Source organism: Acidobacteriota bacterium (assembly GCA_018001935.1).
GTDB lineage: Bacteria > Acidobacteriota > JAAYUB01 > JAAYUB01 > JAAYUB01 > JAGNHB01.
On sequence record JAGNHB010000007.1, the window covers coordinates 1,027 to 22,995 of the forward strand.

The 21,969-nt window shown below is 65.6% G+C and carries 17 protein-coding genes and 1 pseudogene; 3 read left to right on the forward strand and 15 right to left on the reverse strand.

Translation table 11 applies throughout. The features are described 5' to 3' along the window. Positions 1–282: 282 nt before the first annotated feature. A complete protein-coding gene (locus KA419_04270; protein ID MBP7865143.1) occupies positions 283–699 on the reverse strand; it encodes an NUDIX hydrolase in 417 nt (138 codons plus the stop codon). A gap of 407 nt (positions 700–1,106) precedes the next feature. Between KA419_04270 and KA419_04275 the strand changes: the two genes are divergently transcribed. From KA419_04275 to KA419_04285, 3 genes are read left to right on the forward strand one after another with little or no spacing between them, the layout of a single operon-like run. Further along, the gene (locus KA419_04275) at positions 1,107–1,868 is read left to right on the forward strand and encodes a glycosyltransferase family 2 protein (GenBank protein ID MBP7865144.1); all 762 of its coding nucleotides are present in this window, start codon (positions 1,107–1,109) and stop codon (positions 1,866–1,868) included. Continuing rightward, positions 1,865–2,839, forward strand: coding sequence for a DUF4381 family protein (locus tag KA419_04280; protein ID MBP7865145.1), 975 nt, complete (start codon positions 1,865–1,867; stop codon positions 2,837–2,839). The genes KA419_04275 and KA419_04280 overlap by 4 nt, the downstream gene beginning before the upstream one ends. Further along, positions 2,814–3,803, forward strand: coding sequence for a VWA domain-containing protein (locus tag KA419_04285; GenBank protein ID MBP7865146.1), 990 nt, complete (start codon positions 2,814–2,816; stop codon positions 3,801–3,803). The genes KA419_04280 and KA419_04285 overlap by 26 nt, the downstream gene beginning before the upstream one ends. A 257-nt stretch (positions 3,804–4,060) precedes the next feature. On the opposite strand, the gene KA419_04290 is transcribed toward KA419_04285, so the two are convergent. The 14 genes and pseudogenes from KA419_04290 to gyrB all read right to left on the reverse strand — a co-directional run bounded on the left by KA419_04290 (position 4,061) and on the right by gyrB (position 21,890). Continuing rightward, complete coding sequence (locus tag KA419_04290) at positions 4,061–4,483, reverse strand: hypothetical protein (GenBank protein MBP7865147.1); 423 nt, start codon at positions 4,481–4,483, stop codon at positions 4,061–4,063. Positions 4,484–4,535: 52 nt separating this feature from the next. Then, the gene (locus KA419_04295) at positions 4,536–5,204 is read right to left on the reverse strand and encodes an outer membrane lipoprotein carrier protein LolA (protein ID MBP7865148.1); all 669 of its coding nucleotides are present in this window, start codon (positions 5,202–5,204) and stop codon (positions 4,536–4,538) included. Positions 5,205–5,206: 2 nt separating this feature from the next. Then, a complete protein-coding gene (locus tag KA419_04300; protein ID MBP7865149.1) occupies positions 5,207–5,419 on the reverse strand; it encodes a hypothetical protein in 213 nt (70 codons plus the stop codon). Positions 5,420–5,439: 20 nt separating this feature from the next. Next, positions 5,440–6,126, reverse strand: a complete 687-nt coding sequence (locus tag KA419_04305; GenBank protein MBP7865150.1) for an ABC transporter ATP-binding protein — start codon at positions 6,124–6,126, stop codon at positions 5,440–5,442. A 75-nt stretch (positions 6,127–6,201) separates the two neighbouring features. Next, a complete protein-coding gene (locus KA419_04310; GenBank protein MBP7865151.1) occupies positions 6,202–7,308 on the reverse strand; it encodes an ABC transporter permease in 1,107 nt (368 codons plus the stop codon). Next, positions 7,309–8,229: a hypothetical protein gene (locus KA419_04315; protein ID MBP7865152.1), complete on the reverse strand. Its 921-nt coding sequence runs from the start codon at positions 8,227–8,229 to the stop codon at positions 7,309–7,311. Between the two features lie 617 nt (positions 8,230–8,846). Next, positions 8,847–8,915, reverse strand: a pseudogene (locus tag KA419_04320) (exosporium leader peptide). A 164-nt stretch (positions 8,916–9,079) separates the two neighbouring features. Next, positions 9,080–9,544, reverse strand: a complete 465-nt coding sequence (locus KA419_04325; GenBank protein MBP7865153.1) for a prepilin-type N-terminal cleavage/methylation domain-containing protein — start codon at positions 9,542–9,544, stop codon at positions 9,080–9,082. Between the two features lie 152 nt (positions 9,545–9,696). Then, positions 9,697–12,141: a Smr/MutS family protein gene (locus tag KA419_04330; GenBank protein ID MBP7865154.1), complete on the reverse strand. Its 2,445-nt coding sequence runs from the start codon at positions 12,139–12,141 to the stop codon at positions 9,697–9,699. A gap of 4 nt (positions 12,142–12,145) precedes the next feature. Continuing rightward, entirely contained in the window at positions 12,146–14,449 is a 2,304-nt protein-coding gene (locus KA419_04335) for a serine protein kinase PrkA (GenBank protein MBP7865155.1), read from the reverse strand. Positions 14,450–14,654: 205 nt separating this feature from the next. Beyond that, entirely contained in the window at positions 14,655–16,181 is a 1,527-nt protein-coding gene (locus KA419_04340; GenBank protein MBP7865156.1) for a radical SAM protein, read from the reverse strand. A gap of 726 nt (positions 16,182–16,907) precedes the next feature. Beyond that, complete coding sequence (locus KA419_04345; protein ID MBP7865157.1) at positions 16,908–18,350, reverse strand: aldehyde dehydrogenase family protein; 1,443 nt, start codon at positions 18,348–18,350, stop codon at positions 16,908–16,910. Positions 18,351–18,529: 179 nt separating this feature from the next. Next, on the reverse strand, positions 18,530–19,156 hold the full coding sequence (gene upp / locus KA419_04350) for a uracil phosphoribosyltransferase (GenBank protein ID MBP7865158.1): 627 nt from the start codon (positions 19,154–19,156) through the stop codon (positions 18,530–18,532). Between the two features lie 286 nt (positions 19,157–19,442). Further along, positions 19,443–21,890 carry a DNA topoisomerase (ATP-hydrolyzing) subunit B gene (gene gyrB / locus KA419_04355; protein ID MBP7865159.1) on the reverse strand — a complete coding sequence of 816 codons (2,448 nt, stop codon included), beginning with the start codon at positions 21,888–21,890 and terminating at the stop codon, positions 19,443–19,445. Positions 21,891–21,969: the final 79 nt, after the last annotated feature.

The following is a 21,969-nucleotide window of genomic DNA, read 5'->3' on the forward strand; positions in this document are numbered from 1 at the left end:
GTTCGACCCCTTCGGGGTCGGGCGGTGTGTGAAGCGCTCATTCTATTCACGTTCGACCCCTTCGGGGTCGGGCGGTGTGTGAAGCGCTCATTCTATTCACGTTCGACCCCTTCGGGGTCGGGCGGTGTGTGAAGCGCTCATTCTATTCACGTTCGACCCCTTCGGGGTCGGGCGGTGGGGTGACGCGCTCATTCTCGGGGGTGGACGAAAAGGGTGAAGCCGGCCGGTGCCCGCAGGGGATGTGGACACGCCCCCGAAAGCCCCGGCCGCCCCGGGGTCTTTTCAGCCCCCGGCCACGGCCTCGAGGGTGCGGAGGTAGTCCGCGAGGATCCGGGCGTGGTCGAAGGCGAGGGGGGAGGGGAGGTGGACGGTCTCGAAGAAGCGGGCGTCGCCGGCGTCGTCGCCGGCGTGGGCTTCCCCGTCGGCCGTCGCCGCGAAGACCACGCTGACGGTGTGGCCGCGGGGGTCCCTGGCCGGGTCCGAGTAGACGCCGAGCAGCCGGAGGTCGCGCACCTGCAGGCCGGTCTCCTCCAGCGCCTCCCGTGCGGCGGCCGCCTCCACGGTCTCGCCCACGTCCACGAAACCGCCGGGCAGGGCCCAGCCGTGCGGGGGGTTCTTTCGCCGGATGAGCAGGACCCGGCGGGGGTGGCCCTGCCGGATGAGGATGTCCACGGTGAGAAGCGGGGTCCTGATGTTCACGGAAGCCTCCGGTTTCGGTGATCACGCCGGTCTCGGGAACGCCGGCGCCCTGGCGGCGACCTTCTGCGAACCAAATCGCGATCTCAGGCAGGAGGCCGGCACTCCCGGGGTTTTTGGGCGGGGCGTTCCGGTGAAGACGGGAGCCGGTTCCGCCCCTTGGCGATGGTAGCGTCGGCGGCCGGTGATGGCAAGCTCAAATGTCCGTCCGAAGGCGGATTTCGGGACGGTGAGCGTCGGCACGGGCGGGCCGGCGGGAGCGTTTGCCCGCTTTTCTTTTGGGAAGGGATCTGGTAGAATGTGCCTGTCCCGGAAAGCGGACGAGGATCGTAAAAGCGCGGGCGACTCTTTCCCGGCTGCGGGTCCCCGCCGGTCCGGTCGTGGGAATCCTTGGAAACGAGAGACGTTTCATGGCATCGGAAAAGCCGTCGGGCCCCCCATCCGTCTCGGTGATCGTGCCGCTGTACAACGCCGAGGGGTGGGTGATGTCCCTGGTCGAGGACATCCACAACAGCATCACCAGCCGGATCCCCTTCTCGGAGATCCTTCTCGTGGACGACCAGAGCCGGGACAAGACCTGGGCCATCCTCCGGGAGCTGAAGGAAGTCTACGAGGAGATGAAGATCTTCCGGATGCGCGAGACGAGCGGGCTCGGCGCGTGCAGCGTGAGGGGGTTCCTCGAGGCGAAGAGCCGGATCATGTTCCACTTCGAGCCCCACTGCGTCTGGAAGGCCGAGATCTTCTGGGCCATGGCGCAGAAGCGGGCGGAGATGGGCAAGGGCGCCGTGTTCGCCGTGCGGGACGCTTCCCGGCGCCGGTTCCGGGAGAAGGCCTACTTCTCCCTCTTCCGGACCCAGTACATCGAACCCTGGTCGCTCCCGGTCCCCGACGCGGCCTCCCCGGCGCAGCTCTTCTCCAAGTCGGACTTCGACAAGGTCCACGTGCTTCTGCCCGAGAACGCCGTCGCCCCCAGCCTGGACCTCTACCTGATGTTCATGTTCTTCGGGGTCCCCGTGGACACCTATGTGCTCGGTGACACCTTCCACCTCGGCGACAAGCGGCGCTCCCTCCCGCCCATCTTCTCGGGGCTGCAGACGATCCAGCGGTGCGGCGAAGAGATCGAGAAGCTGCGCAAGGACCTCCACCGCATCGAAGGGCTTCTCGAGATATGAGCGGGACGGCAGGCCGACTTCGTCTCCCGGTGACGGTGGTTCTGGCCGCGGTCTGCATCGCGCTCGCCCCGCAGGCGTCCCCCCCTTCGCCGGAATTCCTTCACGCGGGCCTGTCGGGGAGCGATCCCCTCCACATCGGCAAGCCGTTCACCGTCATCGTGGAGGCCGAAGCCCCCGCCGGGGTGAACTGGGATTTCCCGGCCGCCCCGCGCCGGTTCGGGTACTTCACCCTCCGCTCCGCCGTCGCCGAGGCCGGGAAGGACGGCAACCCGAACCGATGGGTTATCCGCCTGGTTTTCCAAGCGTTTCGCACGGGCGAGCTGCCCCTGCCGCGCATCCCGCTGAAGTGGGAGGCCGGGGCGGGGGCGGGCGGCCTGCTGGCGTGGGACCCTCCCCGCGTGACGGTGCGCGACCTTCTGGAGGGGCCGGGGCCCTTCCAACCCAAGCCCTCCCGCGGCGGCTTCGACGTCCGGGCCCCGGCTTGGTGGCCGTGGTGGGCCACGGTCGCGGGGGCGGCACTGTTGGCGGCCGCAGCGTGGTTCGTGTGGAGGCGACGCCGGCGCGCCGCCGCGACCGGGGACGGCGAAGTCGGGGAGATCGTCAGTCTCCAGGGCTTTCTCGACCGGCTGGACGCCTTGCGGAAGCGGGGGCGCGGGGGCCTGGAAGACCGCAAGACGGCCGCGGCGGCGATGGAGCTTTTCCGGGAATACCTGGAGTGGCGCTTCGGGATCGACCTCTCGGCCCTGACCACGCGGGAAATCCTGTCGGCCCTCGACGCCTGTCTCGCCGACGGGCCGATCGACCCCTCCCGTTTCGAGCAGCTCCTCCGGTCGGGGGAGTTCGCCTGCTTCGCGCCGGAACCGTCCGGGGCGAAGAAACTGCTGGACGAGCTGAAAAAAGGGATGCTGGAGCTGGGCTCCCCGGAACCGGCCCCGGAGGAGACGAATGCTTCGCTTTCAGCCGCTTCCTGAGGCGCTCTGGGTTGCCTTGCTCCTCGGGGCCCTCGTGTTGCTCCGGCGGACGGTGTTCCGGAAGGATGCACAGAGCCTCCATTTCCCGGCCACCGCCGAGATCCGGCGGCTCTCCGGCCCCGGCCGGCTGATCCCGATCGTGGGGCGCGCCCTCCGGTGGGCGGCCCTGGCGGTCCTCGCCGTCGGCCTCTGCAACCCGGTGGTGCGCGAGACCGTGGAGGTGGAGGGGACCCGGGGGGTGGACATCGTGCTGACCCTGGACGTCTCCACCTCCATGTCCGCGCGGGACTTTCAACCCAGCCGCCTGGAGGCCGCCCGGGTCGTCCTGCGGGATTTCATCCGTCGTCGCCCCCACGACCGGATGTCGCTGGTCACGTTCGCGGGGGAGGCCTGGGTGCAGTGTCCCCTGACGTCGGACCACTACAGCCTGCAATCCCTCCTGGAATCCGTTTCCCTGACCCCCTTTGAAACAGACGGGACCGCCGTCGGGATGGCGCTGGCCTACTCGGTCAACCGGCTTCGGGAATCCCGGGCCGGAAACCGGATCGTGGTGCTGCTGACGGACGGCGTCAACAACCGGGGGGAGATCTCGCCCCTGCAAGCAGCGGAATTCTGCCGGACCTACCGGATCCGGGTCTACACGGTGACCATCGGAAGCCGGGGGGAGACCGAGGTCATGGCCCGGGCCCCCGACGGTTCCCCGACCTGGATCCGGTCAAGCGTGGACTTCGATGCCGAGACCGCGGAGAAAATAGCCCGGTCCACCGGCGGTCGCGCCTTCCTGGCCTCCGACCCCCGGGCGCTGGAAGGCATCTACGCCGAGATCGACCGCCTGGAGAAGACCCAACTGGAGCGGAAGGTGGTCTGGAGAGACCGCGAGATGCTCCCCGTCTTCGCGGTGGTGTCCCTGATCCTGACGGCCCTCGCCCTCGTGCCGACCCTGTTCCACCCCGACGCGATGTGAGCCGATCGGCCCTTGAGGATAGCGCAAAAAGCCCGGACCCGTCAAACCACAAAGAACGCAAAGAACACCCTTAATCAAAGATATCAATGTATTTCAGGCTCATCTGCCTTTGTGTTCTCTGCGTTCTTTGGGGTTGAAGCGATCTATTGCGGGGATGACAGCCGCGGGTGGAAGCGCGCGTGAGCAAGCGTTCAGCCTGTCTTTCAGAGCGACGCCGGACGGTTGCGGCTCTGAAGGCTGTTTTCCTCGGATGGGGCTCAGTTCGTGCGGCGGACGTGCACCGCCTTGCCCACCACCCGGACCACCTCGACGTCGTCGCCCAGGGCGACGCCGCCGGCGGTCTCCGGGTAGGCGATCCAGTCCCTGCCCTCGCAGTGGAGGAGGAAGATTTCGCCGCGGGCGTTGACGACGTCGCGGATCTTCCCGGCGAACCCTACGATGCCCAGGGCCTCGGGGTCGTCCGGCAGTCGGCGGAGCCTTCGGAAGGCGGGTTTCAGGAGGAACCCGAAAGCCAGCGAGCCCAGTAGGAGAACGCCGATCTGCACGGCGAGGTTGAAGCGGAGCGAAGCGGCCGCCGCCGACACGAAACCGGCCGCCAGCGAAACGAAGGGCCGAAACCGGGTGAACAGGAAGCCCAGGGCGAACAGGACGCCGACCGCGGACCATATGTAAAGCATCATGATTCTCTCCGATGTTCAGGGTGCTCGCACCGTGTCCCCCGCCGGGCGGGGCTCACGAGATGTACTCCACGTTCCTCGGGAGCTTGAGGTCGAAGGCGGAGTCCCTCACGTCGAGGTTCAGCCGGATGTTGAGGAAGCGGATGAGGGTGTAGTCGCCCCCGGGCTCGTCGATCCTCTGCTGGAGCGGAGTGCCGTCGTTGGCGGCCAGCCACAGGTACAGGGACGCGAAGTAGTTCTTCATGCCCGGCGTTTTCGGGATCAGCTGGATGAGGTTGCAGGGACGCCCGTCGAGGGCCTCGTCACGGACGTGCCGGATCTCGAAGTTCTTCTTCATCTCCGCCGTCGACATGGAAACCCCCAGGTTCGCGAACCCCGTCTCCTTCTCCGTGAGCTTCCGCCGCATCGCCTGGTTCTTCTTCGGGTAGAAGAGGACCATGTCGTTCCCGCGGACGGTCAGGAAGGTGTGGCCCGGCTTGCCGAGGACTTTCTTCAGAAGGACCCCCTGGGGCGTTTTCTTCATGCAGATCTCGCCCTCCTCCGTGTCGTCGAACTCGCCGAGGATCTTGATGAATTTGCGCTGCTGGATGTCCGAGCGAAAGGTCTTCATCGTCTGGTTGAAGCGGTCGAGACGGGCCAGGATAACATCCACGGGCCCGGCGCAGAGAACGGGGAGCGTGAGGGTAAACCCGATGAACAGCAGGGCCAGCGACGTTCGTTTCATGGTCATTTCACCTGCGGGGCGGCCGGGGCCGGAACAGGCTGGACGACGGTGGCCCGGGACGCCGGGGAAGGTGAGCGGACCGGCTTGGGAAAGCACCCGTCCGGGGTCAGGAACACGAAGGCCAGGATCAGGATCACCATGAGGTCGTAGGCGAGGGTCCCCCGCTCGTATTTCCACAGCAGAAGGTTGTCGAACACCTTTTTGATTTTCCCCATCGAAACCGCCTCCCGGGGGGTCAGGTTCCCGTCGGCCCGGCGACGATCCTGCCGTCGAGCATCTCCAGCACGCGGTGCGCCTGGGCGGCCACCTCGTGGCTGTGCGTGATCATCAGGATGGTCTGGTGGTACTTTCGGTTCAATTCGGTCAGCATCTCGAGCACAACCCGGGAATTCCGGGAATCGAGGTTGCCCGTCGGTTCGTCGGCGAGGATGATGGCGGGGCGGTTGATCACGGCCCGGGCGATGGCGACCCGCTGCTGTTCCCCGCCGGACAGCTCCAGCGGCTTGTGCTGCATCTTGTCTTTCAACCCGAGCATTTCAAGGATATCGGCGGCGGTCTCGTGGTCGTGGCTGCCGTCGCCGTGGATCTGCCGGGCCAGCTCGATGTTGGAGCGGGCGGACAAGGTGGGGAAGAGATTGAACCGCTGGAAGATAAACCCGATTTTCCGGCGGCGGATCTCCGTGCGCTCGGCATCCTTCACCTTCGCGAGGTTGACCCCGTCGATGAGGACGTCGCCGCTCGTCGGTTCCAGGAGGCCGCCGAGGATGTGAAGAAGGGTGGACTTTCCGCACCCCGAGGGGCCCATGATGGCGATGAACTCGCCGTCGGAGACTTTCAGATCGACGCCGCGGAGGGCGGGAACATCGACCTTTCCCACGCGGAAGGTTTTGGTCAGGTTGATGGTTTCAACGTTGTGAGTCATTTGCGCGCACCGCGTCCCGTCATGGCGGGGATTAGAGTATACCTTCCCGAGGGCCCCGGATCAAGCCTGAAGGCCTCACTCGTACATCAGGGCCTCGACGGGGTCCAGTCGGGCGGCCCGGTAGGCCGGGTAGAGCGAGCCCACCGCGCCCGAGGCCATGGCGATGAACGAGGCGATGGCGATCCACTGGGCGTTGAGTTCGATGGAGAGCGTCGGGTAGATTTTCCAGAGGAGCAGCGTCGCCCCGATGGAGAAACCGATCCCGCAGACGATCCCGATGACGGTCAGCAGGATCGACTCCTTCATGATCAACTGGATGATGTAACCCCTGGAAGCGCCCAGGGCCTTGAGGATCCCGATCTCGCGCGTCCGCTCGGTGATGGTGGTGTACATGGTGAGCAGGACCACCAGGAAACTGATGAGACAGGCCACGCCCACCACCACGAGGGTGAATTCCCTCAGCCCCGGGAGGCTGGAGGCCATGACCTTCTCGATGTCCTCGGCCCGGGTGATGTTGTAGCTCTTGAAGAGGTCGTCGGTGGTCAGGAAGCGGTGGGCCCTGTCGAGCCCCGCGGGCCCGTCGCACTTGACGTAGAAGATGGAGACCTTCCCGACGGAGTCGTTGAGCTCCTGAAGCGTTTGGAGCGGGAGAAGGATCCGGGCGGCGATGCCGGCCTTGAAGACCCCGGAGATGGTGAAGTGGTGGTTGAGGACCTCGACCGTGGACCCGATGCGTTTTTCGGGGTGGGAGAGCAGCCACATGTCGTCGACGATGCACTCGTAGGGGGCCGAGAAGATCCTCCCCTGGACGATCCGGAGACCGTCGTCGCTCACCTGGTTGAAGGAGACCGGCTCGATGCCGTAGATCAGGGAGAAGGAAGCCTTTGAAAACTGGTGCAGGCAGGGCGTCACGTACTTGACCCCGGGGACCTGCCGCAGCTTCTCCCCGATGCGGACGGGCATGGTGGCGTTGTTGAGCGCCATGAAGAGGGACGACCCCGTCGGCTGGAAGAGGAGGTCCGCCTTGATGCTCCGGGTGCGGAAGGCCGTGTCGTTGAGGATGCCCTTGCTGAGCCCGACGAAGAGGATCACCATACCCACGCCCAGGCAGACCGCCAGGATGCTGACCAGGGTTCGGGTGCGCCGCTTGCGGATGTTCGAGAGAATCAGTTCGCCGGTCATTCAGTCTTTCTCCCCGATGGCTTTGACGACGGCATCCTCCGGGACCGTCAGGTCCAGCATCTCGGCCGTCAGTGGGGTGTCCACCTGCACCTTCCGGATCTGCAGCTGGACCTCGTAGCCCTCCACGGGGCGCCGCATGCTGATGTGGTCGGGGTACCCGCCGATCTCGGTGTTTCCGTAACGGATGTCGCAGACCGCCTGCCCGTTCTCGTCGTAGAGGATCTTCCGGCGGATGCGCAGGGAGGACCGTTCCATGTAGATGGCCTGGAGGATGCGGGAAGGCTCCCCCGGCGACCGGGCGGGCATCATCTCGAAAACAATGTAATACCGCTCCTCGGGGATGGCGTCCTGGATGACGGCGAGGGAACTCTGCGGCGACAGGCGGGAGTGGAAGAAGGTCTGGGTCAGGTGCATGGGGCGCAGCTTGGAGAGGTTGTAACGGGGGGCCTTCGAGGCGTCGGACACCGCCACCGAGACGTTGGTGAGGTCCTGGTCCACGGAGCCTTTGTAGAGGGTCTTGTTGCGGGGGTACCACATGGAGAACCGCCCGTCCTTCGAGACGATGTCCACCAGGGTGGTCTTGATGACGGGGGCGTAGATCTGCAGCCGGAGGTCCCCGTTCCGGTCGAGGAGGATCACGCCGGAGGCCGAGGGGAAGCGTTCCTTGCGGAGGAGCTTGTCGGATTCGGCGGAGAAGGTCAACGTGGCGTTTTTGACGATGAAGGTGTCGTGCTGCCGGGTGAGGGTGTCGAACCAGGCGGCGATCTGGTTGTAGTCCAGGGCTTTCGCCTCCAGGTAGGCTTTCCCGCGCTGGATCGCCTCCATTCGGACCATGCAGGCGCACGGCGCCGCCGCCAGGAGCAGGAGCGGGAGGATCTGTCGCGTCACCGTTCGGAACGGTCTGATCTTGGGTTTGGGCATCGCTCTCCTCGAAGCATCGTCCACGCCTGCAGCGGCGTGCAAATGGGAAATATTAGCAGAAGCGTCATCGGCTGTCAAACCGTTTTCATGCCAGACTCGGGCTTGAATTACCCCGTGCGGGGACTATAATGGGCCCGTGCCCCGGAGACCGGGGACAGGGGAGAACACGATGCGTGAGTGTCCCGGCGAGGGCGTGGCGGAAGGCCCGGTCCTGGAAGGGGAAGCGCTCCGGGGAGCCCGGGCGATCGAGGCGTCCGGCCGGCTGGGGAGCCGGGGGGGCTCGCCGCCCCGGTGGTGCCCGGGGTGCGAACTGTACGCCCTCCTCCAGGCGATCGAGATCTGTCTCGCCCAACGGGGAAGCGGCGCCGGGCCGGTCCTGGTGACGGGCCCCGGTTGCCTGGAGGATCTGCGGGACTGCCTCTCGGCGCCGTGCCTCGTCGCACCGGCGGGGACAGTGGCCGAAACGGCCCGGGGCGTCGCGCTCGATTCGGGAAAACCGGTCCTGGCGTTCATGATGGAGAAAACAGGTTGGCAGTGCGCCCCGGGGGACGGGGAAGCCTCTGGGGAAAGCGTTCTCAGGATCGAATGCATTCCAGGCCCCGGGAGCATGGGGCCTGCGGACCTGTCGGACTTGTCGGACCTGTCGGACTTGTCGGACCTGTCGGACTTGTCGGACCTGTCGGACCTGGGCGGGATTCTTGCGGCGGAGCCGGAGCGCCTCGCCGAAAAGCTCTCCGACCTGGAGAAGAAGAGTCGCCCCTCGGTGATCCGGCTGGGGCTCACCTGCCCCCGACGCCCCTGACCACGGGCCCCGGGCTTGCCCCTGCCCCCTCGCGGCGCCGAACGCCCCTCAGTTCTGGTAGTTCAGCGGCGGGGAAGACTTGCTGGCCCGGCCGGTGGTGGACGTGTGGATGATCCCCCCGTCCTCGGCGGTGACGTAGTAGTAGCTGCGCCCCGTCGAGCCCGGGACGATGGGGTCCGCCCAGCCTTCCCACCGCCACTTGCCCTGCGCCCCGATGTCGGTCCCCCCGCGGATCTCGAAACTGTACCCGCACATGGTGGGGTTGGAGTTGCCGGAGTCGGGGGCGGCCACGAAGCCTTTCCGGATGAGTTCCTCGTCGCTGGAGGCGTAAGTCTGGAACTTCAGGCGGTAGTTCTCCTGCGCCGCGATCCAGGACCGCACGTAGGTCAGGGCCCAAGCCTCGTTGGCCTTGACGCGCATCTCCCTGAAGTGGGGGACGGCGATGGCGGACAGGATGGCGATGATGACCAGGGTGATCATCATCTCCACGAGCGAAAAGCCTTTGGTGTTCATGGCCACCTCCCGGCGTATAAAAGCAAAAAAAGTGCCACCGTCTTTTCCGGGCCGGGCCCGCTGGAAAAGCCACAGGGCGGTCCCGGGGGCGGGGCGGCGCCCGGCCCGAAAGCCGGATTGACGTAAAATGTCATCCAGGGTGATTAAAATTGTCAGACGTCCAGGACCACGAGGGTCTTCCCCTTGCCACCCTCCCGGGCCGGGGGGTGGTGGAAACCCCGGACGAAGGGGATTTCGCGGAGCCGCGCGTGGATGGCCGCCCGGAGGATCCCGCGCCCGATCCCGTGGATGACGGCGACGCAGCGTTCTTCCTGGAGGAAGGCCGAATCCAGGAAACGCTCCACCTCGGGAAGGGCCTCGTCGACGGTCTTCCCGATTACCTTGATCTCGCGGGAGGGAAAGAGGGCCCCGGGGGTTTCCGCCGGCGGGGTCCCCGTCGGCCCGTCGCCGGTTTCGTTCCCCCCCGGCGGCGCATCCACCGGGGGGAGGGCCCCGCCCGGGGCGGCCGGTGAGTCGCCGGCACGCATCAGCCAGTCCGGGGGGACCTGCAGCCGCTTGCCCCCCGAGAGCACGGTGACGACATCGGCGCCGACCTCCCGGACCGTCCCGCCGAGCCGGATCGGGCCGACCACCACCTCCATCCCCTCGCGGATCTCGCCGGGCGGCAGCGGTTCCAGCTTCGGGCGGGGGTCCGGCCGGCCGGGGGGGAGCGTCAACTCGGTCACGGCCTCCGCGAGTCGCTGCTCCAGCCGCTCCAGCCTCTGCTCGAAGTGCGGGATCGGCCGGCCCTTCTCGGCGAGGCGCCGGAACTCGTCCGCCAGCCGGGACCGGTCGTCCTCGAAGGTCTTCCGGTACGTCTCGAACTCCCTCCGCAACCGGGAGATCTCCTCCCGTTTCCGCTCCTCGGCCCGCCGCTCGAGCTCGATCTTCCGCAGGACCTGCTCCCGTTTGAGCCGTTCGACCTCCGCCAGTTCCGCTTCCCGGCGGCGAACCAGTTCGTTGATCCGGGCGTAGGCCTCCTCGGCCGGGATGCCCCACTCCGCGAGGCGCTGCTCGGCGGCGGCGACGACGGTGTCCGGGAGCCCGAGCTTTCGGGCGATGAACAGGCCCGAACTTCCCCCCAGCGCGCCCACGTGGAGCCGGTAGGTGGGCTCGAGGGTCTCGGGGTCGACCTCGACGGCGGCCGTCGAGGTCCCGGGGGTGTTGACGGCGTACTCCTTCAGCGTGCGCGAGTGGGTGGTCACGATGAACGGCGCCTCGAGGGCGCGCAGGTGGTCCAGTATGGCCATGGCCAGGGCCCCCCCCTCGGTGGGGTCCGTGCCGGCGCAGAGTTCGTCCACCAGGACCAGGGTCGGGTGACGGTAGTGGTCCAGGATCTCCCTCAGGAGGAGAACGTGGGACGAGAAGGTGCTCAGGTCGGCGGCGAGGGACTGCCGGTCGCCGATCACGGCCCGGACGGCGTGGAAGGGGGCGCACTCCATGTGACGGGCCGGGACGGGGACCCCCGACAGGGCCATCAGGGTGAGCAACCCGGCGCACTTGAGCGCGGCGGTCTTCCCGCCGGTGTTGGGGCCGCTGATGATCAGGCGGGGCTCCCGGGCCGTGAGGGCCAGGGAGATGGGGACGATCCGCTTCCCCTGGGCTTTGAGGGAGGCCTCCAGCAGGGGGTGCCGCGCGTCTTCCAGCTTCAGGGCGCGGCTGACGTCCACGAGGGGGGCGATGCAGCGGAACTCGAGCGCGAACCGCGCGCGGGCGCCAAGACTGTCCTGGATCGCCAGGAGGTCGAGGGCCGCGTCCAGTTCCTTCAGGCGTGCCCGGAGAAAGGCGGTGATCTGGGAGAGGATCCGCTGCACGATCTCGAATTCCCGCTCCTTGAGGCTGATGTAGCTGTTGTTGAGGGTGACCAGTTCCAGGGGCTCCATGAACACCGTCAGCCCCGAGGAGGAGGAGCCGTGAACCACGCCGCCCAGCGCCCCCTGAGACTCGGAGCGGATGGGGATGACGAAGCGGTTGTTGCGGGAGGTCACGAAACGGTCCTGCAGGATCCCCCGCCGGTCCGCTGCTTCCATGACCCGGTGATATTGCGCCTGGATGCGCTCACCCACGTTCCGGAGTTCACGGCGCACCGAAGCCAGCTCCGGGGAGGCGCGGTCGGGGACCTCCCCGTCGGGGTCGATCCGTTCGGCAATGTAGGCATCGACAGCCTCCAGCGGGGGGAAACGCCGGCCCAGGGCGGTGAGTTCCGGGTACAGGTCCTCGTCCGACAGGAGAAGCCTCCGGTGGCGGCACGCACACGCCGCCAGGTCCTGGATGTGGAGGAGTTCCCGGACCTCGAGATCGAGGTTGGCCACCTGCAGGCGAGCCAATGCAGGGACGGCCTCCTCGGCGGCGGCGCACGAGAAGCCCTCCCCGGCGCCCAGGCGGCGTTGCAGTTCCTCCGCCAACCGGTGGACCCGGGTGACGGCCTCCACGTCCTCCATCGGGGACAGGCCGAGGACCAGGGCGCGCCCCCCTGAAAAAGTGGCGTAGGAGGCCACCTTCTGCAGGAGGGCGGGGAACTCCAGGTTCTCGAGGTGGTCGTCGCGGGCGGGGTTCATGGGTTCATCGCTTCCCGCCGCCGAACTTTCGCGCCAGGTCGTTGTCCATGACGTAGATGCAGACTTCCTTGGCGCCCTGCGGGGAGTAACGGCGCTTCTCCACGAGGTTGCGCATCAGGAAGTCCACGTCCTCCCGGATCCGCTGGTCGTAGGTCTTGAAACTCTCCTCGCCGTACTCCTTCACGGCGTTGCGGAAGTTCTCGTTGTCCAGGAAGGGCTCCAGGACCCTTTCCTTGAGATTGTGGACGTAGCGCCCGTAGAGGTCCCGGTAAAGCTCCGTCTCCGTGATGGTTTTCTTTTCCATCAGGATTTCCTGGGTCAGGGTGTGAGCGGCGTACTCCTTCTGGGTGTCCCTGCGGAAGCGCTTCCGGGAGGGGGCATCGGCCGCGGCCCCGAGGATCCGCTTCTCCACCGCGTCGAAGAACTCCGGGGTGACCTCCAGCCTCTCGCCGGTGAAGCGGCACGTTTCCACGGCCCCGGGGTCGAAATTCACGGCGAAGAGGTAGTGGACGACGTCCCGGGAGATCTGCTCCTCGTTGTAGTTGTAGAGGGATTCCTTGACTTCCTGCAGGACGGTGTAGTCGTACATGCGGACCAGCGACTCCAGGAAATCCGAGGGGATGGACTTCGCGATATCCTTGCGGACATTGGAGAAGTAGCTCTTCAGCATGGACATGTTGATGGGGGTCCCGTCCTTGACGTAGGTGGAGTGGAAGTCTCCGAAGATCTTGATGGAGTCGCGCCCGGAGAGCCCCTTGACCCCGTCGGCCTCGGACTCGGCGAGGATCTGCCGGCGGCGGCGCGCCGTGAATTTCTTGCGGTCCTCCTCGGAGAGCCAGACGGGGATATTCCCGGTGTAGATCTCCATCTTGAGCAGGAGCAGGTTCTCGTCACAGTAGAGGTTGTACTTCCTCGGGGACCCGATCCACTCCAGCAGCGCGTCGGAGCGGGTGTTCAGGCGGGTGGACACGATGACCCGGGCGAAGTTGTGGAGGACCCGCGGCAGGAAATCGTCGTCGAGCCGGCGGGCGAAGATGTTGCGGTAGATGCTGACCTCGGTGTTGATGTCCAGGACGTAGGGGATGTTGATGGACTCCAGGCGGTCCGAGAAGGACTGGATCCCCTGGATGTTGGCGCGGTCCTCGGGGTTCATCAGGGCGATGAAGAGCGAGTTCACGTTCTCCTCGACGTCGTCCACCTTGTGGACCCCTTCGCTGATGATGTTGTGAAGGTCCAGCAACCGGTCCTTGTTGTTGGACTTGATGTCCATCAGGGCGTAGATCCCGTTGTTGGTCTTGGCGTAGGGCGAGAAGATGTACCGGACGCGGTTGCTGTCCTGGAGCAGGACGTTGATCCGGTTCTGGAGCATGGGGTTCTCCAGGACCATCTGCCGGATGGGGGTGTCGCCGGGGTTGAAGACGGTGATGCCTTCCCCGACGCGGCGGTTGAAAAGGTAGCGCCGGGTGTGGATCATGCCGAAGACCTTCCGGTGGCTCTTGAGCCGTTCCAGCAGGGCCTGGTACAGCGAGGCGCAGATGGTGCAGGGAACGTCGCGGAAAACCCACTCGTACTCCTTTTCCGTGAAGATCTTCCACTTGAGTTCGTCGTTGCGGAGCAGGTCGTCCAAAAAACCCCGCCGGTGCTGCTTCGGGATCAGGAGAATGGGGTGGTCGTGGCTGGGGCAGGGGATCTCCACCACGTCGTCCGCGGGGGCGGGGGCGGAGTCCGGGATCGGGGGGACCTCCTCGGCGCTGCCCGCGGCCGCCAGCGCACGGGAGAGGAGCATCTCCAGGGCCGTGGTCGGGTCACGCTCCACGGCGGAGAGTCCGAGGTCCTTGCGGGAGACTTTCCAGATGGCCTCGTACCGGACGCCCTCCTCGGTGTTGGCGTAATCCTCCAGCTTGTGGAGCAGGTTGTTCAGGAAGGTGCTCTTGCCCGAGCCGGGAGGGCCCTCGAAAATGTAGAGCTTGTTCTGCTGGGCGCCGCGGCGGATGGCCTCCACCCGGTCGAAGAGGCGGTTGGCGAAGAGCCGGTCGGCGAAGAAAGGGTGGTCGCAACCCTCCACGAAGAGCTTTTCGCAATTGTAGTGAACGAAACCCACCGATTCGGGGTCGTCCGGGAACTCGTCGACCCCCTCCCCCACGTACGACAGGATCATGTCGTGGAAAACCTGGAAGATGTTCCGCAGCATCCGTTTCGGCTCGTCCTTGACCAGGTTGAGGAAGTCCTGGAAGAGGACGGGCGCCCGCTTGTCCCAGCCCCCCAGAGTTTCATCCAGGCTCTGCAGGGCATCCACGTTGTTTTCCATGCCGGCCTCCCCGGTTCGCGATCTTGCTTCGTTCACCCATCAAAAATGCATGGCGAAACGAGGATTGTCAAGCGGAATGGTCAAGGGAAGACACCGGTTACACGCAATATCTGGAGACGTCCACCGATGGGAAAAAAAACGGCACGGCCCGGGACCGCCCGTGGACAAGTCCCGACGCCGTGCCGGGCGATCCGATGCAAAAGGGTCACTCGGCTCTCTGTTTTCTCCACTCCGACTTGGGCACGGAGAACCGCTTCTCGATCGACTCCCGGAACACCAGCCCGGAGTTGTAGGCGCAGAAGGGGTAGAGGTGGCCGTCCGGCGCCGAGTAGTGGATGACGCAGCGCTTGACGCGCTCCACGTCGTAGTTGTAGCCGTCCATGAAGTGCATCCCGGCCACCATGAGGGTCTTGTAGGTGTAGGTGCCGTCGTTGTCGCCGCGGCCCGCCTTCTTGTCCAGGAGCCCCTCGATGGTCTGCCCGAAGCGCTTCAGCGTGAGCCCCTCGGGGGCCTTGCTCTCGTCGAAGTGCTTGTTGGCACTCAGGAAAAGATTGATATTGCTCAGTTTTTTGAAGAAGCTCTTGAAGGCCGTCCGGTTGGCCATCTTGTCGGCCTGCTTCTGGATGTCGTCCAGCAGCCCCTTGATGTTCACGAAGCGGGTGATGGGGGTCGCCTTCCGGTTCTTGTCCACGAAGAGGTAGGTGCCGATGCCGCACAGCGGGTGACAGGAGATGGTGCAGTTCTCCTCGCCCTTCATCGCGGTCACCAGCTGGGAGATCGGGGTGGTGCAGGACAGGGGAAACCAGTCCTCCTTGGTGGTGAAGCCCAGCTCGTTGACCCGGATCGCCAGGTCGGACAGGGTGAAGCGCATCTTCTCGCGTTCCGCCTCGTCGATGCGGCCGGTGAGGGCGACGGGCTGGAAGCTGATGCCGGAGGAGACGTCGATGTTGTCCAGGGCGAACTGGACGATCTTGGGGACCTGGTCGTCGTTGACGCCGCCCACGATGGTGGGGACGTAGACGATCTTGATGCCGGCCCTGCGGATGTTCTCGATGGCCTTCATCTTGATGTCCAGCAGGTTCTTGCGGCCGCGGATCTTCTCGTACAGCGCGGGGTCGACGCCGTCGAACTGGAGGTACAGGGTGTGCAGGCCCGCTTCCTTGGATTTCGCGGCGAAGCCGGCGTCCTCGGCGAACTTGATGCCGTTGGTGGCGCACTGGACGTGGGAAAAGCCCATCTCGTTGGCGGTGGTCAGGATCTTGAACCAGTCGGGGTGAAGCGTGGGCTCGCCGCCGGCGAACTGGACGATGCGGCCGGCCACCGGGCGCTGGTCGCGCAGGGTCTGGAGCATCTGCTTCACCTGCTCGAAGGAGGGCTCGTAGATGTAGTCCTGGACGTTGGCGTTGGCGAAGCAGACGGGGCAGGCCAGGTTGCAGCGGTTGGTGAGGTCGACGTTGGCCAGGACGGTGTGGCTGACGTGGAGGTTGCACATGCCGCAGTCGTCGGGGCAGCTCTTGGCGTCGGTGATGGGCGGGTTGGCCACGCCCTTGCCCACGTCGTAGTGCCAATCGATGGCCCGGCGGTAGAGTTCGGCGTCGGAGAAGATGGTGTCCTTGACGTAGCCGTGTTCGGGGCAGGTCTTTTCCATCAGGATTTTCCCGTCCTTTTCGAAAATCCGCGCCTCGACCTTGGCCTTGCACTCGGGGCAGAGCGACGTGGTGGTGTAGGGCACGTCGAAGGGAAGGGGGGTGATGGGGGCGCCCGTCAACGTCGTCCGCGGGGCTCCCTTTCCTTTGGTTTCCTTGGTTTTAGCCATCGTTTGTCACTCCTCGAAAAGTCTCAAAAACGGTATATTATACACGAATCGGCCCCGGGGTCAAAGCGGAAAAAGAACCACGAGAAACAAGGAAATTGAACCAGGAACCGCTCGAACCACACGAACGAAGAATCCAGCAGCACTGTCTGCCGCGTCGGTTCAGCCTGTACCTTCGGGTTTTTGAGCCCTTTGGGCCTTCAGGTCCCTTTGCCCCTGCACATCGCTTTCATCCCGGCGCCTTCGGGCCCGCACAAAGATCGGCACCCTCCGCCTTGTGCCTGCGCGCCCGTGTTTGATCTTCCGGAAGACGCGCAGGTTGCGTCGGGGCCGCGCCGCTCCGGCGGCCTGCGCGGCGGGGTCAAAGCGGCGCTCCGGCAGCCATCGCGCCGCACTCCGCAAGGAAGAGAGGAGATCGATGCCGCCGCCAAAGGGGCCGCCGACCCCGGTGGCGACAGCGACGGCGGTTACGACGGCGATTGCGACGGCGATTGCGGCTGCGACGGCGATTGCGGCTACGACTGCGACGGCGATTGCAGCTGCGACTGCGATTGCGGCTGCGATTGCGGCTGCGATTGCGATACCGATACCGACCCCGATGAAAACCCCTCCGGACCTACAGCCTACAGCCTATAGCCTAATCCCCTACAGATTCAGATTAAGTGCCATCAGCTTCGGCTCGGTCATCTCCTCCACGGCCCAGCGGATGCCCTCGCGGCCGACGCCCGAGTCCTTGACCCCGCCGTAAGGCATCTGGTCCACGCGCCAGGTGGGGACCTCGTTGGCCATGACCCCGCCCACCTCGAGCGCCGCGAAGGCGTCGAAGAGGAGCTTGACGTCCCGGGTGAAGACCCCGGCCTGGAGGCCGAAATCGCTGTCGTTGACGGCGCGCAGGGCCTCGGGGAACTCGGTGTAGGGCCCGACCGTGACGACGGGGGCGAACACCTCGCGGCTGTTCACGCTCAGGCGCGGGGAAGCGTCGGCGATGACGGTCGGTTCCACCACCCCGTCCCGGACGCCGCCGCCCACCAGGAACCGGGCCCCGGCTTCCCGGGCCTCCGCGAACCAACCCGCCACGCGGTCCGCGTCGCTGCGGCTGATCATGGCGCAGAGATCGGCGGCCTCGTCCAGCGGGTGGCCAACCTTGAGGGCCTTCACCCGCGGAAGGAAGAGGACCAGGAATTTCTCGTACACGGACTGGTGGACGAAGATCCGCTGCACGCTGATGCAACTCTGCCCCGCGTAGGCAAACCCGCCGACGGTGCAGCGTTCCGCGGCATAGTTCAGGTCGGCGTCGTGGTGAACGATCACGCCGGCATTGCCCCCCAGTTCCAGGGCGACCTTCTTCTTTCCGGCGCGGCGTTTCATGTCCCACCCCACCTCGGCGGAACCGGTGAAGCTCAGGAGTTTGAACCGCGGGTCCTCCACCAGCGGGGCGGCGTCGGAGGCGCGAAGGGGCAGCAGGGAGAGGGCTTCCCCCGGCCAGCCGGCGTCCAGGACCATCCGGGCCAGTTCAAGGGCCATGAGAGGCGTCTGGGACGCGGGCTTGAGCACCACGGAACAGCCCGCGGCCATGGCCGGGGCGAGTTTGTGCGCCACCTGGTTCAGCGGGAAGTTGAAAGGGGTGACGGCCGCCACGGGCCCGACGGGGAAGCGCCGCAGGATCCCGAGCCGGTTCAGCCCGCCCGGGTTGGCGTCCAGGTGTACGATCTCGTCGTGGAGGCGGGTCGCCTCCTCGGCGGCCGCGGCGAAGATGAAGGCGCTGCGGCCGACCTCGACGCGGGCCTGCCGGATGGGCTTGGCGGCCTCCAGGGCCATGGTGCGGGCCAGTTCCTCCGCCCGGTCCCGGATGGCCTGCGAGACCGTCCGGAGGATTTCCGCCCGGCGGAACGGGGGAAGCACGCGGGCGGCCTCGAAGCCCGCCACCGCCGCCCGGACGGCCTCGGCCGCCTCGGCGGGGCCGGGGCGGTGGACCCGGGCGATCTCGGCGCCGTCGTGGGGGCAGCGGAGGGTGTAGGTTTCGGCCGTGCGCGGTTCACCGGCGAGGATGAAGGGGAATTCCCCGAGGAAAGGCGTTTCATGGCTCATCTCGTACTCCTGATGTAAAACTTCGAAAACGTCCAACAGGCAGATCAGTTCGTCCCGGCCTCACGCAAAGACGCGATGACGCCAAGCCTCGCAGAGCGATGTCGTTGAAGAGGGCTGCTTCTCTTTGCGAGGCTTTGCACCTTGGCGCCTTTGCGTGAAGCCTCCGGCACCGATGTCCTTCATCGGGTGCCGAAAAGGCGGTCGCCCGCGTCGCCGAGGCCGGGCAGGATGTAGCCGCGCTCGTTCAGGCGGTCGTCGAGGGCGGCGACGAAGACGTCCACGTCGGGGTGGCCCCGGGTCAGGACCTTCACGCCCTCGGGGGCCGCCACCAGGCAGAGGGCCTTGATGCGCGGGCAGCCGGACCGCTTGAGCAGGTGGATGGCCGCACTGAGGGAGTTGCCGGTGGCCAGCATGGGGTCCACGATGAGGGCGGTCCGCATGTGGATGTCGTCGCACAGTTTCTGGAAGTAGGCCACGGGTTCGAGCGTCTCCTCGTTCCGGTACATCCCGAGGAAGTTGACCCGGGCCGAGGGGATGAGGTCCAGTACGCCGTCCAGCATGCCCACTCCCGCCCGCAGGATGGGCACCACCGCCACCTTCTTCCCGGACAGCTTCTTGACCTTCACCGTGCCGGCCCAGCCCTGCACGTGTGCGTCTTCCACCTCCATGTCGCGGGTGGCCTCGTAGGTCAGCAGGTTGGTGATCTCCCGGCTGAGGTCCCGGAACTTGGAGATGGTGCACTCCACGTTCCGCATGATCCCCAGTTTGTGGGCAATGAGGGGGTGGTCGACGACGTTGAACGACATGGTTGCCTCCAGAGGAAGGTTGACAGGCTGAAGCCTAATAGGCTGAAGCTTTTTAGGCTGATAGGCTGAAGGTTTTTGTCTCGATGTCCTGCACGTCAGCCTTGGTGGGGCCGCAAAAAGTACCATCACCCTCCGGGTGATGGCTCAAACAAAGGCTTCACAGACACTTTTCCGTCCGTTTTCCGACTTTTTGCGAACGCATCAGCCTTGGTTCATCCCGATCCGGGCCTGTGCCCGCGCGTTTGCCTGCCCGGGCCTTCAGCCTAAACCCCTTCAGCCTAAACCCCTAAATATCCAGATTCCTCACCAGCAGCGCGTTGTCCACGATGAACTGGCGGCGGGGCTCCACGTTGTCCCCCATCAGGATGGTGAAGATCTCGTCGGTTTCGATGGCGTCCTCGATGTTGACCTTCAGGAGCGTGCGCGTCTCGGGGTTCATGGTGGTTTCCCAGAGCTGCTCGGGGTTCATCTCCCCCAGCCCCTTGTAGCGCTGGATGCTGACGTCGGACTTGCTGAGGTTGACCACCCGCTGGAAGAGGGACTCCTTGTCGGCCACCTCCTCCGAGCGCTCTTTCACCACCACCCGGAAGGGGGGGGCGTCCAGGGGGAGGATCTGGTGGTGAAGCTTGAAGAGCTTGTGGAATTCCGCCGTGGTGAGCAGTTCCCAGGAGAGGTCGACCCCCGGGGGTTTCCCGTTGGTGACCCGGATGCTGGGGATCCCGTGCTCCTCGTCCCGCGAGATCTCGATCCGGTAGCCCCGCTCCACCAGCGTGCCCGCCAGCTCGCGGATGAAGGCCTCGTTCTTGAAGAGTTCCTGGATGCCGCGGTTCGAGAAGCCGGGTTCCAGGGCGTGCCCGGACAGGAACCGGAGGAGGAGGGGCGTGATGTGGGGGTCCTGGGTGCGCTTGTGGAAACGGTCCTGGATCCGGAGGTACTCGTCCACCCGCATGAGGAACTGCATGAGGTCGGCGCCCGTGCGTTTGTCGCCCTGGCTGTTCTCCACCGAGACCATCTCCACCGACCGGTCCAGGAGGAACTTGGAGAGGTTCGCCTCGTCCAGGAGGTACCGCTCCGTCTTGCCCGACTTGACCTTGAAGAGCGGGGGTTGGGCGATGTAGATGTGGCCCCGCTGGATCAGTTCGGTCATCTGGCGGTAGAAGAAGGTCAGGAGCAGGGTGCGGATGTGGGAGCCGTCCACGTCGGCGTCGGTCATGATGATGATCCGGTGATAGCGGAGCTTGGCGACGTCGAAGTCCTCCTTGCCGATCCCCGCGCCCATGGCGGAGATGAGCGTGGCGATCTCGGCGTTCTGGAGCATCTTGTCGAACCGGGCCTTCTCGACGTTGAGGATCTTGCCCTTGATGGGCAGAATGGCCTGGAATTTCCGGTCCCGACCCTGCTTGGCCGAACCGCCGGCCGAGTCGCCCTCGACGATGAAGATCTCGGAGGCCGAAGGGTCTTTTTCCTGGCAGTCCGCCAGTTTCCCGGGGAGGGACATGCTGTCCAGGGCGCTCTTGCGCCGGGTGAGTTCCCGGGCCTTCCGGGCGGCCTCCCGGGCGATGGAGGATTCCACGGCCTTCCGCACGATCGCCTTGGCGACGTCGGGGTTCTCCTCGAAGAAGGCCATGAGTTTGTCGTTGGTGATGGACTCCACCAGGCCCTTGATCTCGCTGTTGCCCAGCTTCATCTTGGTCTGGCCCTCGAACTGGGGGTTGGGGAGCTTGACGCTGATCACCGCCACGAGCCCTTCCCGGACGTCCTCGCCGCTGAGGTTGTGCTTGAGCGACCGGAGTTCGCCCTCGCGATCGGCGTAGGTGTTGATGGTGCGCGTCAGGGCCGAACGGAAGCCGGTCAGGTGGGCCCCGCCCTCGTGGGTGTTGATGTTGTTGGCGAAAGTCAGGACGTTCTCCACGTAGGTGTCGTTGTACTGGATCCCCACCTCGAGTTCGGCGCTTTCTGCCTTGTCGCAGATGTAGATGGGTTTCGGGTGGAGCGTCTGCTTGTTCTTGTTGAGGTACTCCAGGAAGGAGTTGAGCCCGCCCTCGTAGTGGAAGGTGTGGGACTTCTCCTCCCGCTCGTCGGCGATGACGATCTTCAGCCCGCGGTTGAGGAAAGCCAGTTCGCGCATGCGCTGGGAGAGGACCTCGAAGTTGAAGTCGAGGGTTTCGAAGATCTGCTCGTCGGCGTGGAAACGGATCCTGGTGCCCGTGCGCGTGGTGACGCCGACCTCGGCGAACTCGGCCTTGGGGATGCCGCGCTCGTAGTACTGCTGGTAGACCTTCCCGCCGCGGCGGATCTCCAGTTCCAGCCACTCGGAAAGGGCGTTGACCACCGAGGCGCCGACGCCGTGGAGCCCGCCGCTGACCTTGTAGGCGCCGTTGCTGAACTTGCCGCCGGCGTGGAGCACGGTCATGACGATCTCCGCCGCGGACTTGCCCTTCTCGTGCATGTCCACGGGGATGCCGCGGCCGTTGTCCTCCACGGTGACCGTGTTGTCGATGTGGATGGTGACCCGGATCTCGGACCCGTAGCCCGCCATGGCCTCGTCCACCGAGTTGTCCACCAGTTCGTACACCAGGTGGTGAAGGCCCTCGACACCCGTGGTGCCGATGTACATCCCCGGGCGGAGACGAACCGCCTCCAGCCCCTCCAGGACCTCGATGCTGTCGGCAGTGTAGGCCGCGGAGCTTTCGGAGATCGATCTGCTATCTATTTCATTTTGCTGTTCTTCCATTGCACCTATCCGCGGAAAAAAATCAAAGGGCATTCTACCACACCGCGCCCGGTCCTGCAAGCGATGGTTCGGTTTCCCG